At 74.6% G+C, this 14,588-nt stretch carries 13 protein-coding genes; 2 read left to right on the top strand and 11 right to left on the bottom strand.

Annotated elements, in window-relative coordinates:
* Positions 1-21: 21 nt before the first annotated feature.
* The 9 genes from LPA54_RS27525 to hrcA all read right to left on the bottom strand — a co-directional run bounded on the left by LPA54_RS27525 (position 22) and on the right by hrcA (position 8,995).
* The gene (locus tag LPA54_RS27525) at positions 22-1,014 is read right to left on the bottom strand and encodes a PhoH family protein (protein ID WP_228982567.1); all 993 of its coding nucleotides are present in this window, start codon (positions 1,012-1,014) and stop codon (positions 22-24) included.
* 114 nt (positions 1,015-1,128) lie between these two features.
* The gene (locus tag LPA54_RS27520; RefSeq protein ID WP_228982565.1) at positions 1,129-2,247 is read right to left on the bottom strand and encodes a PfkB family carbohydrate kinase; all 1,119 of its coding nucleotides are present in this window, start codon (positions 2,245-2,247) and stop codon (positions 1,129-1,131) included.
* A gap of 155 nt (positions 2,248-2,402) precedes the next feature.
* Positions 2,403-3,407 (bottom strand): adenosine deaminase, encoded by a 1,005-nt coding sequence (locus tag LPA54_RS27515; protein ID WP_228982564.1) that lies wholly within the window; start codon positions 3,405-3,407, stop codon positions 2,403-2,405.
* A 6-nt stretch (positions 3,408-3,413) separates the two neighbouring features.
* Positions 3,414-4,319, bottom strand: coding sequence for a ribonuclease Z (locus LPA54_RS27510; RefSeq protein WP_228982562.1), 906 nt, complete (start codon positions 4,317-4,319; stop codon positions 3,414-3,416).
* A gap of 5 nt (positions 4,320-4,324) precedes the next feature.
* Entirely contained in the window at positions 4,325-4,684 is a 360-nt protein-coding gene (locus LPA54_RS27505) for a histidine triad nucleotide-binding protein (RefSeq protein ID WP_228982561.1), read from the bottom strand.
* A gap of 163 nt (positions 4,685-4,847) precedes the next feature.
* Positions 4,848-5,591: a 16S rRNA (uracil(1498)-N(3))-methyltransferase gene (locus LPA54_RS27500; RefSeq protein WP_228982558.1), complete on the bottom strand. Its 744-nt coding sequence runs from the start codon at positions 5,589-5,591 to the stop codon at positions 4,848-4,850.
* Entirely contained in the window at positions 5,588-6,661 is a 1,074-nt protein-coding gene (locus LPA54_RS27495) for a nitronate monooxygenase (protein WP_228982556.1), read from the bottom strand. The genes LPA54_RS27500 and LPA54_RS27495 overlap by 4 nt, the downstream gene beginning before the upstream one ends.
* Positions 6,662-6,841: 180 nt before the next feature.
* Complete coding sequence (gene dnaJ / locus LPA54_RS27490; protein ID WP_228982555.1) at positions 6,842-7,978, bottom strand: molecular chaperone DnaJ; 1,137 nt, start codon at positions 7,976-7,978, stop codon at positions 6,842-6,844.
* Positions 7,979-8,995 (bottom strand): heat-inducible transcriptional repressor HrcA, encoded by a 1,017-nt coding sequence (gene hrcA, locus LPA54_RS27485; protein WP_228982553.1) that lies wholly within the window; start codon positions 8,993-8,995, stop codon positions 7,979-7,981.
* Between the two features lie 201 nt (positions 8,996-9,196).
* On the opposite strand from hrcA, the gene LPA54_RS27480 reads away from it, so the two are divergent.
* Together LPA54_RS27480 and LPA54_RS27475 are read left to right on the top strand one after the other, a co-directional pair.
* On the top strand, positions 9,197-9,958 hold the full coding sequence (locus LPA54_RS27480) for an MBL fold metallo-hydrolase (RefSeq protein WP_228982551.1): 762 nt from the start codon (positions 9,197-9,199) through the stop codon (positions 9,956-9,958).
* Positions 9,959-10,044: 86 nt separating this feature from the next.
* The gene (locus LPA54_RS27475; protein WP_228982549.1) at positions 10,045-10,860 is read left to right on the top strand and encodes a DUF3097 domain-containing protein; all 816 of its coding nucleotides are present in this window, start codon (positions 10,045-10,047) and stop codon (positions 10,858-10,860) included.
* An 84-nt stretch (positions 10,861-10,944) separates the two neighbouring features.
* Here LPA54_RS27475 and hemW read toward each other — a convergent pair whose 3' ends face one another.
* Both hemW and LPA54_RS27465 read right to left on the bottom strand, forming a co-directional pair.
* Positions 10,945-12,186 (bottom strand): radical SAM family heme chaperone HemW, encoded by a 1,242-nt coding sequence (gene hemW / locus LPA54_RS27470; RefSeq protein ID WP_228982547.1) that lies wholly within the window; start codon positions 12,184-12,186, stop codon positions 10,945-10,947.
* Between the two features lie 267 nt (positions 12,187-12,453).
* Positions 12,454-14,343, bottom strand: a complete 1,890-nt coding sequence (locus tag LPA54_RS27465; protein WP_228982546.1) for a long-chain fatty acid--CoA ligase — start codon at positions 14,341-14,343, stop codon at positions 12,454-12,456.
* Positions 14,344-14,588: the final 245 nt, after the last annotated feature.

Raw genomic sequence — 14,588 nt, 5'->3', positions numbered from 1 at the left:
TCGGTCTCTCGCTTCGGGTGGTCAACGCCCGTTTCGGGTGTCGTACTGCTCGTACGCGTCGACAATACGGCCGACCAGCTTGTGCCGGACGACGTCGTGGGACGTGAGGCGGGAGAAGTGGACGTCCTGGACGCCCTCCAGGATGTCCTGCACCTGCCGCAGACCGCTCTTGGTGCCGTTCGGCAGGTCGACCTGAGTGACGTCACCGGTGATGACGATCTTGGAGTCGAAACCGAGCCGGGTCAGGAACATCTTCATCTGCTCGGGGTTCGTGTTCTGCGCCTCGTCGAGGATGATGAAGGCGTCGTTGAGCGTGCGGCCGCGCATGTACGCCAGGGGCGCCACCTCGATCGTGCCCGCCGCCATGAGGCGCGGGATCGAGTCGGGGTCGAGCATGTCGTGCAGCGCGTCGTACAGGGGGCGCAGGTACGGGTCGATCTTCTCGTAGAGCGTGCCCGGCAGGAAGCCGAGCCGCTCGCCCGCCTCGACGGCCGGCCGGGTCAGGATGATCCGGTTGACCTGCTTGGACTGCAGGGCCTGGACCGCCTTGGCCATGGCCAGGTAGGTCTTGCCCGTGCCGGCGGGACCGATGCCGAAGACGATCGTGTGCTTGTCGATCGCGTCGACGTACCGCTTCTGGTTGAGCGTCTTGGGGCGGATGGTGCGCCCGCGACTGGAGAGGATGTTCTGGGTGAGGACCTCGGACGGCGTCTCGGCCGCTCCCCCGGTCTCCTCGTTGAGCATGGCGATCGAGCGTTCCACCGCGTCCTCCGTCATGGGCTGCCCCGTGCGCAGCACCAGCATCATCTCGTCGAACAGCCGCTGGATGAGGGCGACCTCCGCAGCGTCGCCCACCGCGCTGATCTCGTTGCCCCGGACGTGGATGTCGGCGCGGGGGAAGGCCCGCTCGATCACGCGGAGCAGGGAGTCCCCCGAGCCGAGCACGGTCACCATCGGGTGCTTCGCGGGTACGGTGAAGTGGGCTCGTACCTGGTCTGTGGGTGTGTGAGTCATGGGCCGGCCCTCTGGCCTGCGCATACCTCCTGTTGCAGGGTTCTCGCCGCTCGACAACCTCTGGCTGTCCAGGGTACGGCGTACCCCCCGCATCCCCGAAGGCTTTTCCCCGGCTCAGGGGGACCTGCGGAAGCCGATGGTGGGGACGGCCCGGCGCAGCGGCCAGCGGCGGCCGGGCGGCGGCACGAGCGCGTCCAGGAAGCCGTACCGGCGCAGCGCCGCGGGCTCCTGGTCGGATGAGCCCTGCACGTACTGCCACCACGCGGACACCTCGACCCAGCCGGGGGCGGAGAGCGACCCGCCGAACTCCTGCACGGAGAGCGCCGCCGTCAGCCCGGCGAAGGCCAGCCGGTCGGCGAGCGGCCACCCGGCGAGGGTCCCGGTGACGAAGCCGGCGACGAAGACGTCCCCGGCGCCCGTCGGGTCCAGCGCCGTCACGGAGATGGCGGGCACCTCGGCGGTCTCGCCGGTGGCGCCGTCCACGGCGTACGCGCCGTCGGCGCCGAGCGTCACCACGGCGAGCGGCACCCGGTCGGCGAGGGCGCGGGCGGCGGCGCGGGGGCAGTCGGTGCGGGTGTAGCGCATGGCCTCCTCGGCGTTCGGCAGGAACGCCTCGCAGCGCTCCAGCTCCGCCAGCGCCCCCAGGTCCCACCGGCCGGTGTCGTCCCAGCCGACGTCGGCGAAGATCCGCGTGCCGTGCCGGGCGGCCCCGGCCACCCACTCCTCGGGGCGGTCGGGCACGAGGGAGGCGACGGCGGCGCGCGCCCGCGGCGGGCAGGCGGGCACGGAGCCCTCGGGCGGCGCCTCGTGGCCGTGCGAGACCATCGTCCGCTCGCCGTCGTAGGCCATGGAGACCGTCACGGGCGAGTGCCAGCCGGGCACCGTGCGCGAGCGGGACAGGTCGATGCCCTCGCCGTGCGCGAGGGCGTCCCAGCAGTACTCGCCGTAGTGGTCGTCGCCGAAGGCCGCGGCCAGGGAGGTCCGCAGTCCGAGCCGGGCCAGGGCGGTGGCCATGTTGGCGACGCCGCCCGGGCTGGAGCCCATGCCGCGGGCCCAGGTCTCCGTCCCGCGGACCGGGGCGCTGTCGAGGCCCGTGAAGACGATGTCCAGGAACACGGTGCCGGTGAGGAAGACGTCGCACTCGGGGTCCGCGGGCGTGCGGAGCCCTCCCAACGGGTCGACGCCGGCGGTGTGCTGGTGCTGCTGCCCTCCGATGGGCGCGGGTGTGGTCACGGCGGGCTCCCCGGTCGCGCGGTGCGGATCCGGCCAGTCTGCCCGATCCGTCCGGTGTACGCCCCGGTCCGCCCCCGGGGGCGGACCGGGGCGGTGGGGGTACGACGAGGGCCGGCCGGAGCGTGCCCCGGGCGGCCCGGATCGGTCGGTGGGGCTCAGTCGAAGCTGTAGGCGTCGACCTCGGCGAGGTAGCGGGCGCGAAGGGCCTCGTCGTCGTCGAGGAAGGCCGCCTCGAAGGAGTTGCGGGCCAGCAGGCGCAGGTCGTCCGGGGTGAGCCCGAGCGCCTCGCGGACGGCGTGGAACGTCTCGCCCACGTAGCCGCCGAAGTACGCCGGGTCGTCGGAGTTGACGGTGACCAGGAGCCCGGCGTCCATCATGGCGCGCAGCGGGTGGTCCTCCAGGACGTCCACGGCGCGCAGCCGGACGTTCGACAGCGGGCACAGGGTGAGCGGCACGCGCTCCCGCGCCAGCCGCTCCACCAGCTCCGGGTCCTCCATGGCGCGCAGGCCGTGGTCGACGCGCTCCACGCCGAGGACGTCGAGGGCCTCGCGGACGTAGGAGGGCGGGCCCTCCTCGCCGGCGTGGGCGACCTTCCGCAGCCCCATCGCGGCGGCCGCCTCGTACACCTCGCGGAACTTCGCGGGCGGGTGGCCGACCTCGGCGGAGTCCAGGCCGACCGCGGTGAGGTGGCGCAGGTACGGCCGGACCGACTCCAGCGTCTCCATCGCGGACTCGGCGGGCAGGTCGCGCAGGAAGCACATGATGAGCCGCGTGGTGACGCCGTGCCGCTCCTCGGCCCGCTCCAGCGCCCGGGCGAGGCCCTCGACGACCGCGCCGACCGGGACGCCGCGGGCGGTGTGGGCCTGCGGGTCGAAGAAGACCTCGGCGTGCCGGACGCCCTGGGCGGCGGCGCGGGCCAGGTAGGCGTCGGCCAGCTCGGTGAAGTCGTCCGCGGTGCGCAGGACGGCCATGAGCGCGTAGTACAGGTCGAGGAAGGACTGCAGGTCGCCGAAGCGGTACGCCTCGCGGAGCGCTTCGGTGTCGGCGAAGGGCAGCTCGACGCCGTTGCGGGCGGCGAGCGCGAAGGCCAGTTCGGGTTCGAGGGTGCCTTCGATGTGCAGGTGCAGTTCGGCCTTGGGGAGGTTCTCGGGGAGGTTCATCGCTCTCTAGTTCCGCTTGGGGAGGGGGACGCGGACCAGGTCGCGGGCGATGGTCAGCTCGCCGTCGAAGCCGGCGGCGCGGGCCTGCCGCTCGAAGGCGGCCGGGTCGGCGTAGCGCTGGGAGAAGTGGGTGAGGACCAGGTGGCGGACGCCCGCGTCGCGGGCGACGGCGGCGGCCTGCCCGGCGGTCAGGTGGCCGTGCTCGACGGCGAGGTCGGTGTCCTCGTCGAGGAAGGTCGACTCGATGACGAGCAGGTCGCAGTCCTCGGCGAGGGCGTGCGCGCCGTCGCAGAGCCGGGTGTCCATGACGAAGGCGAAGCGCTGGCCGCGCCGGACCTCGCTGACCTCGTCGAGCCGCACCCCGCGCAGGGAGCCCTCGCGCTGGAGGACGCCCACGTCGGGGCCCTTGATGCCGCGGGCGGCGAGCGCGGCGGGCAGCATCCGGCGGCCGTCGGGCTCGGTGAGGCGGTACCCGAACGACTCGACGGGGTGCGACAGGCGCCGCGCCTCCAGGGTGTAGCCGGGCGTCTCGGCGACGGGGCCGTCGGCGGCGACCGGCGCCTCGACGATGTCGGCGCGCTCGCGGTAGGCGGTGGCGTACCGCAACCGGTCGAAGAACCGCTGCCCGGAGGCGGGGTAGTGCGCGGTGACCGGGTGCGGCACCTGGTCGAGGTTGATGCGCTGGATGACCCCGGCGAGGCCCAGGGAGTGGTCGCCGTGGAAGTGGGTGACGCAGATCCGGTCGATGTCGTGGGCGGCGACGCCGGCGCGGAGCATCTGGCGCTGGGTGCCCTCGCCGGGGTCGAAGAGGATGCCCCCGCCGTCCCAGCGGAGCAGGTAGCCGTTGTGGTTGCGGTGGCGCGTGGGTACCTGGCTCGCGGTACCCAGCACGACGAGTTCGCGTACGGACACGGCGCCTACCCGGGGGGCCATTCCAGGCCGCGGCCGCCGAGGACGTGCGCGTGCGCGTGGAAGACGGTCTGGCCGGCGCCGGTGCCGGTGTTGAGGATGACGCGGTAGCCGCTGCCGGCGATCTTCTCCTGCGCGGCGACCTCGCCCGTCTCGCGCAGCACGTCGGCGGCGATCTCCGGCGCGGCGGCGGCGAGCGCGGCGCCGTCGGGGTGGTGCACCTTGGGGATGACCAGCACGTGGGTGGGGGCCTGGGGGTTGATGTCGCGGAACGCCAGGGTCGTCTCCGTCTCGCGGACGACCTGCGCGGGCACCTCCCCCGCCACGATCTTGCAGAACAGGCAGTCACTCCGCGGCTCTTCGGCCATGCCGGCGGCCCCTTCCTCGACTCGGCGGCGGGTACGGGGCGTACCCACTGGTTCGTTCCGTACCCTATCGCCGCCCGGCCCGCCGGACCGGGCGGGCATCGGCCGAGGGGCCGGCGGGCGTGGACCGCCCGGGGCCCGGGGCCGGCCGGGGAGCGGCGGGCGGTCAGGACCAGCGGCCGGTGCGCCCCAGCAGCAGGGCCGTCGCCGCCGTACCGGCCGTGGAGGTGCGCAGCACGCTGCGGCCGAGCCGGTACGGCTTGGCGCCCGCCTCCGCGAAGGCCGTCAGCTCCTCGGGGGCGACGCCCCCCTCGGGCCCCACCACCAGCACGATGCGGCCGCCCGCGGGCAGCTGCGCGGTGGCCAGCGGCTCGGCGCCCTCCTCGTGGAGCACGGCCGCGAAGTCCGCCTCCGCCAGGAGCCGGGCGACCTGGCGGGTGCCCGCCGCGTCGGCGACCTCCGGGAAGCGGAGCCTGCGGGACTGCTTGCCCGCCTCCCGCGCGGTGGCGCGCCACTTCGCCAGGGCCTTCGCGCCGCGCTCGCCCTTCCACTGGGTGATGCACCGGGACGCCGCCCACGGCACGACCGCGTCCACGCCGGTCTCGGTCATGGTCTCCACGGCCAGCTCGCCCCGGTCGCCCTTGGGGAGCGCCTGCACCACGGTGATGTGCGGCGCGGGCGGGGGTTCGTCGCGCACCTCGGTGACGGCCACGTCGAGGCGGTCCTTGCCCTCGACGGCGGCGACGGTGCCGTACGCGCCGCGCCCGGCCCCGTCCGTCAGGACGATCTCCTCGCCGGTGCGCAGCCGGCGCACCGACACCGCGTGCCGGCCCTCGGCCCCGTCCAGGGCGACGCTCGCGCCGGGGGCGGCGGCCGTCAGGTCGTCGACGACGAAGACGGGGGCGGTCATGACGCTCCTCCCATGGCCAGCGCCGTGAGCGCGGACCGGAGTTCCGAGTGGAGTACCTCGACGAGCTGCCCGGCGGGCAGCTCCCGGGCCAGGCGGTGGCCCTGCCCCGCCCACAGGGCCATGGCCTGCGGGTCGCCGGCCGCGGCGGCGGCCTTGCGCAGCGGGCTGGTCAGGTGGTGCACCTCGGGGTAGGCGGCCGGGGCGTACGGCCCGTGCTCCCGGACGAACCGGTTGACCAGGCCGCGCGCCGGGCGGCCGGAGAAGGCACGGGTCAGTTCGGTGCGGGTGAAGAGCGGGTCCGTCATCGCGCGCTTGTGCAGGGGGTGGGCGCCGGACTCGGGGCAGACGAGGAAGGCGGTGCCGAGCTGCGCGGCCTCGGCGCCGGCGGCGAGGACCGCGGCGATCTGGGCGCCGCGCATCAGGCCGCCCGCCGCGATCATCGGCAGGGACACGGCCTCGCGGACCCGGGTGACCAGCGCGAGGAGGCCGTTGCCGGCGTCGGCGGTCTCGGGGTCGTCGCGGTGGGTGCCCTGGTGGCCGCCGGCCTCGACGCCCTGGACGCACACGGCGTCGGCGCCGGCCAGCTCGGCGGCCCGCGCCTCGTCGGGGCTGGTGACGGTGACGACCGTGCGGGTGCCGACGCGGGCGAAGGCGTCCACGGTGTCGCGGGTGGGGCAGCCGAAGGTGAAGGAGACGACCGGGACCGGGTCGTCGAGGAGGATGGCGAGTTTCGCGTCGTAGCCGTCGTCGCGGCCCGCGTCGTGGTCGCCGAGGGGGGTGTCGTACCAGGTGGACTCGCCGGCCAGCTGGTGGCGGTACACCTCGACGGCCGCGGGGTCGGCCTGGCCGGGCTGCGGCATGAAGAGGTTGACGCCGAAGGGGCGCGCGGTCAGCGCGCGGACCTGCTGGACCTCCTGGTACATGCCGTCGGCCGTCTTGTAGCCGGCGGCGAGGAAGCCGAGGCCGCCCGCCTCGCAGACGGCGGCGACCAGCGGGGGGCAGGAGGCGCCACCGGCCATGGGGGCCTGCACGATCGGGTGGGGGCAGAGATCGGTCAGCGCGGAGGGCATGCACGCATGGTGTCACGGCCCCGCGCCGCCGCCGAATCCCCTGTTCCGCCCACACGCCGGGCAGCCGCCGGGGCGCCGGCCGGGCCATCCGCACCGCCCGGCCGGCGCCGGTCCGCGCACACGCCCGACGGCCCCCCGCGCGATCGCGGGGGGCCGTCGCGCGGCGCGGGCGGGACGCCGCTAGCGCCCGTTGAACGCGTCCTTCAGACGGGAGAACAGGCCCTGCTGGCCCGGGGAGAACTGGCCGGTCGGCCGCTCCTCCCCGCGCAGCTCCGCCAGCTCCCGCAGCAGGCGCTCCTGCTCGGCGTCGAGCTTGGTCGGCGTCTGCACCTCGACGTGGACGATGAGGTCGCCGCGACCGCCGCCCCGCAGGTGCGTGACGCCCCGGCCGTGCAGCGGGATCGACTGGCCGGACTGCGTGCCGGGCCGGATGTCGACCTCCTCGACCCCGTCGAGCGTCTCCAGCGGCACCTTCGTGCCGAGCGCGCCCGCCGTCATCGGGATGGTGACCGTGCAGTGCAGGTCGTCGCCGCGGCGCTGGAACACCGGGTGCGGCAGCTCGTGGATCTCGACGTACAGGTCGCCCGCCGGGCCGCCGCCCGGGCCGACCTCGCCCTCGCCGGCGAGCTGGATGCGCGTGCCGTTGTCGACACCGGCCGGGATCTTGACCGTGAGCGTGCGGCGGGAGCGCACCCGGCCGTCGCCCGCGCACTCGGGGCACGGCGTCGGCACGACCGTGCCGAAGCCCTGGCACTGGGGGCAGGGGCGGGACGTCATGACCTGGCCGAGGAAGGACCGGGTCACCTGCGACACCTCGCCTCGGCCGCGGCACATGTCGCACGTCTGCGCCGAGGTGCCGGGCGCGGCGCCCTCACCGGAGCAGGTGGTGCACACGACGGCCGTGTCGACCTGGAGGTCCTTCGTGGTGCCGAAGGCCGCCTCGTCGAGCTCGATCTCCAGCCGGATCATCGCGTCCTGGCCGCGCCGCGTCCGCGACCGGGGCCCGCGCTGGGACGCCGTGCCGAAGAAGGCGTCCATGATGTCGGAGAAGTTCCCGAAGCCGCCCGCGCCGAAGCCGCCCGCGCCACCCGCGCCGCCGCCCGCCAGGGGGTCGCCGCCGAGGTCGTAGACCTGCTTCTTCTGCGGGTCGGACAGCACCTCGTAGGCGGCGTTGATCTCCTTGAACCGCTCCTGCGTCTTCGGATCGGGGTTCACGTCCGGGTGCAGCTCGCGGGCGAGCCTCCGGAACGCCTTCTTGATCTCGTCCTGGGACGCGTCGCGGCGCACGCCGAGTACGGCGTAGTAGTCCGTGGCCACTTACGACTCCGCCAGGATCTGTCCGACGTAACGTGCCACTGCGCGTACCGCTCCCATCGTTCCGGGGTAGTCCATGCGGGTCGGTCCGACCACGCCGAGTTTGGCGACCGCCTCGCCGCCCGAACCGTAACCGACCGCGACGACGGACGTGGAGTTCAGCCCCTCGTGGGCGTTCTCGTGCCCGATGCGCACGGTCATGGCCGGGTCCGTCGCCTCGCCGAGCAGCTTGAGGAGCACGACCTGCTCCTCCAGCGCCTCCAGCACCGGCCGGATGGTCAGCGGGAAGTCGTGCCCGAAGCGCGTGAGATTGGCGGTCCCGCCGATCACCAGGCGCTCCTCGGTCTCCTCCACCAGCGTCTCCAGCAGCGTGGAGAGCACCGTGGAGACCGTGCCGCGGTCCTCCGCGTCGAAGGACTCCGGCAGGTCCTGCACCAGCTGCGGCACGTCCGCGAAGCGCCGTCCGACGACCCGGCTGTTCAGCCGGGCGCGCAGGTCGGCGACGGCCGTCTCGCCGATCGGGGCGGGGCAGTCGACCATGCGCTGCTCGACCCGCCCGGTGTCCGTGATCAGGACGAGCATCAGCCGGGCCGGGGCCAGCGACAGCAGCTCGACGTGGCGCACGGTGGACCGGGTCAGCGACGGGTACTGCACGACCGCGACCTGGCGGGTCAGCTGCGCGAGCAGCCGGACCGTCCGGCCCACGACGTCGTCGAGGTCGACCGCGCCCTCCAGGAAGTTCTGGATGGCCCGGCGCTCCGGCGACGACAGCGGCTTGACGCCGGCGAGCTTGTCGACGAAGAGGCGGTAGCCCTTGTCCGTGGGGATGCGTCCGGCGCTGGTGTGGGGCTGGGCGATGAAGCCCTCCTCCTCCAGCACCGCCATGTCGTTGCGCACGGTGGCCGGTGACACGCCGAGGCTGTGCCGCTCGGTGAGCGCCTTGGAGCCGACGGGCTCCTCCGTGCCGACGTAGTCCTGGACGATGGCGCGCAGTACCTCGAGTCTGCGTTCACTGAGCACGGCGCACCTCCAGCTGGCTTTCGGTCTGCTGACGTCTGCTGGCACTCTTCGCGTCCGAGTGCCAGTCATCCCCGCGGCCAGTGTACGGCGCCCAGGTCAATGCCTGGCAAGGGCGATGCGTCCTGCCCGGCGGGCGCGGCGGGACGGGGGCCGCTCACCGTACCGCGCGCCGGGCGGGGGCGTTGCCGATAGCGTCGCGGTATGGACGTCGCTTGGGAAGAGTTCGGTTGGGAGCGCCTCGCACCGGGCGTGGGCCGCACGCGGCTCCCGGGCTGGGACGCCACCGTGGGACTCGTCGTCGGCGGGGCCGCGGCGCTGCTGTTCGACGCGGGGTCGACGCTGCGCGAGGGAGCGGCGCTCCGCGGCCAGGTCCAGGGACTGCTGGGCGGCCGGCGCGTGACGCACATCGCACTGAGCCACGCGCACTTCGACCACGTGCTGGGCGCGGCGGCCTTCGCGGGCGCCCAGGTGTTCGGCGCGATGGGGCTCGACGAGGTGCTGGCCTCGGAGCGGGACGCACTGCGGGACGACGCCGTGCGCGAGGGCGTGCCCCGGCGGGAGGCGGGCGAGGCGGTGGACGTGCTGGTCCGCCCGCACCACCTGGTGTGCGGCGACTGGACGCTCGACCTCGGGGACCGCCGGGTGCTGCTGGCCGACGTGGGCCCGGGCCACACGGGTCACGACCTGGCGCTGCTGGTCCCGGGCGCGGAAGGGGACGCGGGAGGCCGCCCGGAGGGGGGCGGGCCGCCCGGAGTGGTCTTCTGCGGGGACCTCGTCGAGGAGTCGGGCGAGCCGCAGGCGGGCCCGGACGCCGTGCCCTCCCGCTGGCCGGCCGCGCTGGACCGGCTGCTGGAGCTGGGCGGCGCGGGCGCCCGCTACGTGCCGGGGCACGGGGCGGTCGTCGACGCCGCGTTCGTACGCGCCCAACGCGATGAGCTGGCCCGGCGGTTCGCGGTGTCGTAGCGTCGGGCGCAGTGCGCGCCGCCGCGCCCGGGGGACGTCCCCGGGGGCGGGTCGGCGCCCGTCACGCCCCCGGAGCCGAGAGAGTCATGCGCCGTTACGACCCCGATCTCACCCCGTCCTGGAAGAAGCCCGCCCCCGTGCCGGAGGTGCCCGCCGAGCCGGACCTGGTGGTCGAGGAGGCGGGCAGCGGCTTCTGCGGGGCGGTGGTCCGGTGCGAGGCGGGGACGGTGACCCTGGAGGACCGCTTCGGCAAGCACCGGGTCTTCCCGCTGGTGCCGCGCGGGTTCCTGCTGGAGGGCCGCGCGGTGACGCTGGTCCGGCCGGCCGCCGCCGCCCCGGCGCGCCCGTCCCGTACGGCGTCCGGGTCCATCGCCGTGCCGGGGGCGCGGGCCCGGGTGGCGCGGGCGGGGCGGATCTACGTCGAGGGGCGCCACGACGCGGAGCTGGTGGAGCGGGTGTGGGGCGACGACCTGCGGATCGAGGGCGTGGTCGTCGAGTACCTGGAGGGCGTCGACGACCTGCCGGCCATCGTGCGGGACTTCCGTCCGGGCCCGGACGCCCGGCTCGGGGTGCTGGTGGACCACCTGGTGCCCGGGTCGAAGGAGTCGCGCATCGCCGCGTCGGTGACGGACCCGCACGTCCTGGTGGTGGGGCACCCGTACGTGGACGTGTGGCAGGCCGTGAAGCCGTCGTCGCTCGGCATCCCCGCGTGGCCGGCGGTGCCGCGCGGGGAGGACTGGAAGACGGGCGTGTGCCGGGCCCTGGGCTGGCCGGGGAACACCGGGGCGGCCTGGCAGCGGATCCTCGGCGCCGTGCGCTCCTACCGCGACCTGGAACCGGAGCTGCTCGGGGGGGTGGAGCGGCTCATCGACCACGTGACCGTCGGCACGCACGGGGGGTGAGGGGCCGGGGCCGGGCGGGTCCGTGCGTGGCCCCGGGCCGGGGGGGCCGGGGGCGGTGCGTGCCGGGGGGCCGGGGCCGGCGGGTCAGTCGACCAGGTCCCGCACCACCGCGTCGGCGAGGAGCCGCCCGCGCAGGGTCAGGACGGCGCGGCCCCCGGCGTACGGCGCGGGCTCCAGCAGCCCGTCGCCGACCGCGCGCTCGGCGGCGGCCAGCCCGGCGGGCCGCAGCAGTGACAGCGGGCAGCCGTCGCGCAGGCGCAGCTCCAGCAGGACCCGCTCGACGCGCCGGTCCTCGTCGGACAGCAGCTCCCGGCCGGCGCCGGGAGAGCGCCCCGCCGCGAGGGCGGCGGCGTAGGCACCGGGGTGCTTCACGTTCCACCAGCGGACTCCGCCGACGTGGCTGTGCGCGCCGGGGCCGGCGCCCCACCAGTCGGCGCCGCGCCAGTACAGCTCGTTGTGCAGGCAGCGGCCCGCCTCGGAGGTCGCCCAGTTGGAGACCTCGTACCACGCGAACCCGGCGTCGGCGAGGACCGAGTCGGCGATCAGGTACCGGTCGGCGTGCACGTCGTCATCGGTCATCGGGACCTCCCCGCGTCGGATCCGGCGGGCCAGCTGGGTCCCCTCCTCGACGATCAGCGCGTACGCGGAGACGTGGTCCGGGCCCGCGCCGACGGCCGCTTCGAGGGAGGCGCGCCAGTCGTCGTCACTCTCACCGGGGGTGCCGTAGATGAGGTCCAGGTTGACGTGGTCGAAGCCGGCGGCGCGGGCCTCGGCGACGCACGCCTCGGGGCGGCCCGGCGTGTGGGTGCGGTCGAGCACCTTCAGGACGTGCTGCCGGGCGCTCTGCATGCCGAAGGAGATCCGGTCGAAGCCGCCCTCGCGCAGCTCGGCGAGGTAGGCCGGGTCGACGGACTCCGGATTGGCCTCCGTGGTCACCTCCGCGTCGTCCGCGAGCCCGAACTCGTCGCGGATAGCGCCGAGCATCCGCACGAGGTCGCCGGCGGCGAGGAGCGTGGGCGTACCGCCGCCGACGAAGACCGTCCGCACCGGGCGGGGGTCGTCGCCGAGGACCTTGCGGGCGAGACGCACCTCGTCGGTGAGGGTCTGCGCGTAGTTGTCGCGCGAGGCGAGCACGCCGCCGGAGCCGCGCAGCTCGGTGGCGGTGTAGGTGTTGAAGTCGCAGTAGCCGCAGCGGGTGGCGCAGTACGGCACGTGCAGGTAGAACCCGAGCGGCCGGTCCGCGCCCCCGTGCAGGGCGGACGGGGGCAGCGCCCCGTCCTCGGGCATGGGCTCACCATCGGGCAGTACGGAAGGCATGGGGTCCATTGTCCGTCACCGCCGGGTGGAGCGGTCCCGGGCGGGCGGCGGACGGCGGGAGGGCGGGGGCCGCGGGCGGACGGCGGGCGTGGAAGGGCGGCGGACTCGGGGCCGCCGGGGCGGGAGGTCCGGGGGCGGACGGCGGGCGTGGGAGGGCGGTGGACGGCGGACCGGGGTCGGGGGCGCGGTGGGCCTGCCCACCACCGCCTCCCGCGCCCCTCGGTCCGCCGCCCCGCGTCCGTCGGGCCGGAGCCCCGCGCCGCGGGGCGTGCCGCGTCAGGCCTCGCGGGCGCCCTCGTACATCTCCTCGATGAGGTTCTTGTACTCGCGCTCCACCACGGGCCGCTTCAGCTTGAGGCTGGGTGTGAGCTCGCCGTGCTCGACGTCGAGGTCACGCGGCAGCAGCCGGAACTTCTTGATCGTCTGCCAGCGCTGGAGGCCCTCGTTGAGCCGGTCGACGTAGCCCTGGACCATCTCCCGCACCTGCCGGGTGGCCACCAGCTCGGCGTAGGGCAGGTCGGCGAGCCCCTGGTCCCCGGCCCACCCCCGCAGCGCGGCCTCGTCCAGGGCGATGAGGGCGGAGCAGAAGTTCCGATCCGCGCCGAGCACGACGATGTTGGAGACGAACGGGCACAGGGCCTTGAAGTGGCCCTCGATCTCGGTCGGCGCGACGTACTTGCCGCCGGAGGTCTTGAACAGGTCCTTCTTGCGGTCGGTGATCCGCAGGTAGCCGTCGGCGGAGAGCTCCCCGATGTCACCCGTGTGGAACCAGCCGTCGGGCTCCAGGACCTCGGCCGTCTTCTCGGGCAGCTTGTGGTAGCCCTGCATGATGCCGGGGCCGCGCAGCAGGATCTCGCCGTCGTCCGCGATGCGCACCTCGCAGCCGGGCAGCGGCTTGCCGACCGTGCCGGTGCGGTACGCCTCGCCCGGGTTCACGAAGGAGGCGGCGGACGACTCCGTCAGCCCGTAGCCCTCCAGGATGTGGATGCCGGCGCCGGAGAAGAAGTACCCGATCTCGGGCGCGAGCGCGACGGAGCCGGACACGGCGGCGCGCAGCCTGCCGCCGAACGCCTCGCGCAGCTTCGAGTAGACCAGCGCGTCGGCCACCTTGTGCTTCGCCGTGAGGCCCAGGGGCGCCTTGGCATGCCCGGTGCGCCGGAAGCTGTCCTGGGTGGCCTTGGCGTACTCGCGGGCGACGCCCGCCGCCCACTGGAAGATCCGGTACTTGGCGGGGCCGCCGGCCCGCGCCTTGGCGACGACGCCGTTGTAGACCTTCTCGAAGATGCGCGGCACGGACGCCATGTAGGTCGGCTGCACGACCGGCAGGTTCTCGATGATCTTCTCGATGCGTCCGTCGACGGCGGTCACGTGCCCCACCTCGATCTGCCCGGAGATCAGCACCTTGCCGAAGACGTGGGCGAGGGGCAGCCACAGGTACTGGACGTCGTCCTCGCGGACCAGGGACGTCGCGGCGATGGCCTTCGCCATGTACGACCAGTTGTCGTGCGGGAGGCGCACGCCCTTGGGGCGGCCGGTGGTGCCGGAGGTGTAGATGAGGGTGGCGAGCTGGTCGGCGGTGATCGCCTCGACGCGCTCCCGGACCGCTTCCGGGTGCTCCTTCAGGTGGGCGCGGCCGCGCTCCTCCAGCTCGTCGAGCGAGAGCACCCACCCCTCGGGGTCGCCTTCGGCCGGCTGCGCGGCGGCGGCGTCGATGACGACGACGTGGCGCAGCTCCGGCAGGTCGGCGCGGCGCTCCCGGGCCTTCGCCAGCTGGGTGCCGTCCTCGGCGATCAGGACCCGGCTCTCGGAGTCCGCGAGGATGTACGCCGACTCCTCGGCGTTGGTCTGCGGGTAGACCGTGGTGGTGGCGGCGCCCGCGCACATGACGCCGAGGTCCGCGAGGATCCACTCGACGCGCGTCGAGGAGGCGAGGGCGACGCGCTCCTCGGGGCGTACGCCGAGGTCGACGAGGCCGGCGGCGACGGCGAACACCCGCTCCGCCGCCTGGGCCCAGCTGAGCGCCTTCCAGTCGTCGGGCCCCTGGCCGGTGGCGGAGGGCACGGGGTAGCGGTAGGCCTCCGCGTCCGGGGTCCTGGCCACACGCTCAAGGAAGAGGGTCGCCACGGAGGGCGGCCGGTTCTCGATCTGGGTCTGTGTGTCGCTCACGGCGTCCTCCGGCGGGCCTGGCAGGTGCCGCACGTCGTGCGGGCTGTTCACTGCTGCGGGAAAAGCGTGGATCAACGGCTGGTTGTTTAACTCGCGAGTAACCCCGAGCGGGATCAGGTTAGAGCGCCGTTGTCCGCGGCGTAAGGGGCAGCGGCCTCGGGATTCATACCCGGTTCATAACGACTGCGGGACGGGGTCAAAAGGGGGAGGCGCCCGTCCGTCATCCGGACAGGCGCCTCCGCGCG

Origin of the sequence: Streptomyces sp. DH12, assembly GCF_020873895.1 — a bacterium.
In the GTDB taxonomy this organism is placed as follows: domain Bacteria; phylum Actinomycetota; class Actinomycetes; order Streptomycetales; family Streptomycetaceae; genus Streptomyces.
The sequence above is the reverse complement of the archived record's forward strand: the minus strand, read 5'-3'. Positions and strand labels throughout refer to the sequence as shown.

Bases quoted from the DNA above. Each gene is read 5' to 3' on its own strand.
- LPA54_RS27525 (WP_228982567.1), bottom strand. From the start codon at position 1,014: ATGACTCACACACCCACAGACCAGGTACGAGCCCACTTCACCGTACCC.
- LPA54_RS27515 (WP_228982564.1), bottom strand. From the start codon at position 3,407: ATGAACCTCCCCGAGAACCTCCCCAAGGCCGAACTGCACCTGCACATC.
- LPA54_RS27505 (WP_228982561.1), bottom strand. From the start codon at position 4,684: ATGGCCGAAGAGCCGCGGAGTGACTGCCTGTTCTGCAAGATCGTGGCG.
- LPA54_RS27500 (WP_228982558.1), bottom strand. From the start codon at position 5,591: ATGACCGCCCCCGTCTTCGTCGTCGACGACCTGACGGCCGCCGCCCCC.
- LPA54_RS27495 (WP_228982556.1), bottom strand. From the start codon at position 6,661: ATGCCCTCCGCGCTGACCGATCTCTGCCCCCACCCGATCGTGCAGGCC.
- LPA54_RS27480 (WP_228982551.1), top strand. From the start codon at position 9,197: ATGGACGTCGCTTGGGAAGAGTTCGGTTGGGAGCGCCTCGCACCGGGC.
- LPA54_RS27475 (WP_228982549.1), top strand. From the start codon at position 10,045: ATGCGCCGTTACGACCCCGATCTCACCCCGTCCTGGAAGAAGCCCGCC.
- hemW (WP_228982547.1), bottom strand. From the start codon at position 12,186: ATGGACCCCATGCCTTCCGTACTGCCCGATGGTGAGCCCATGCCCGAG.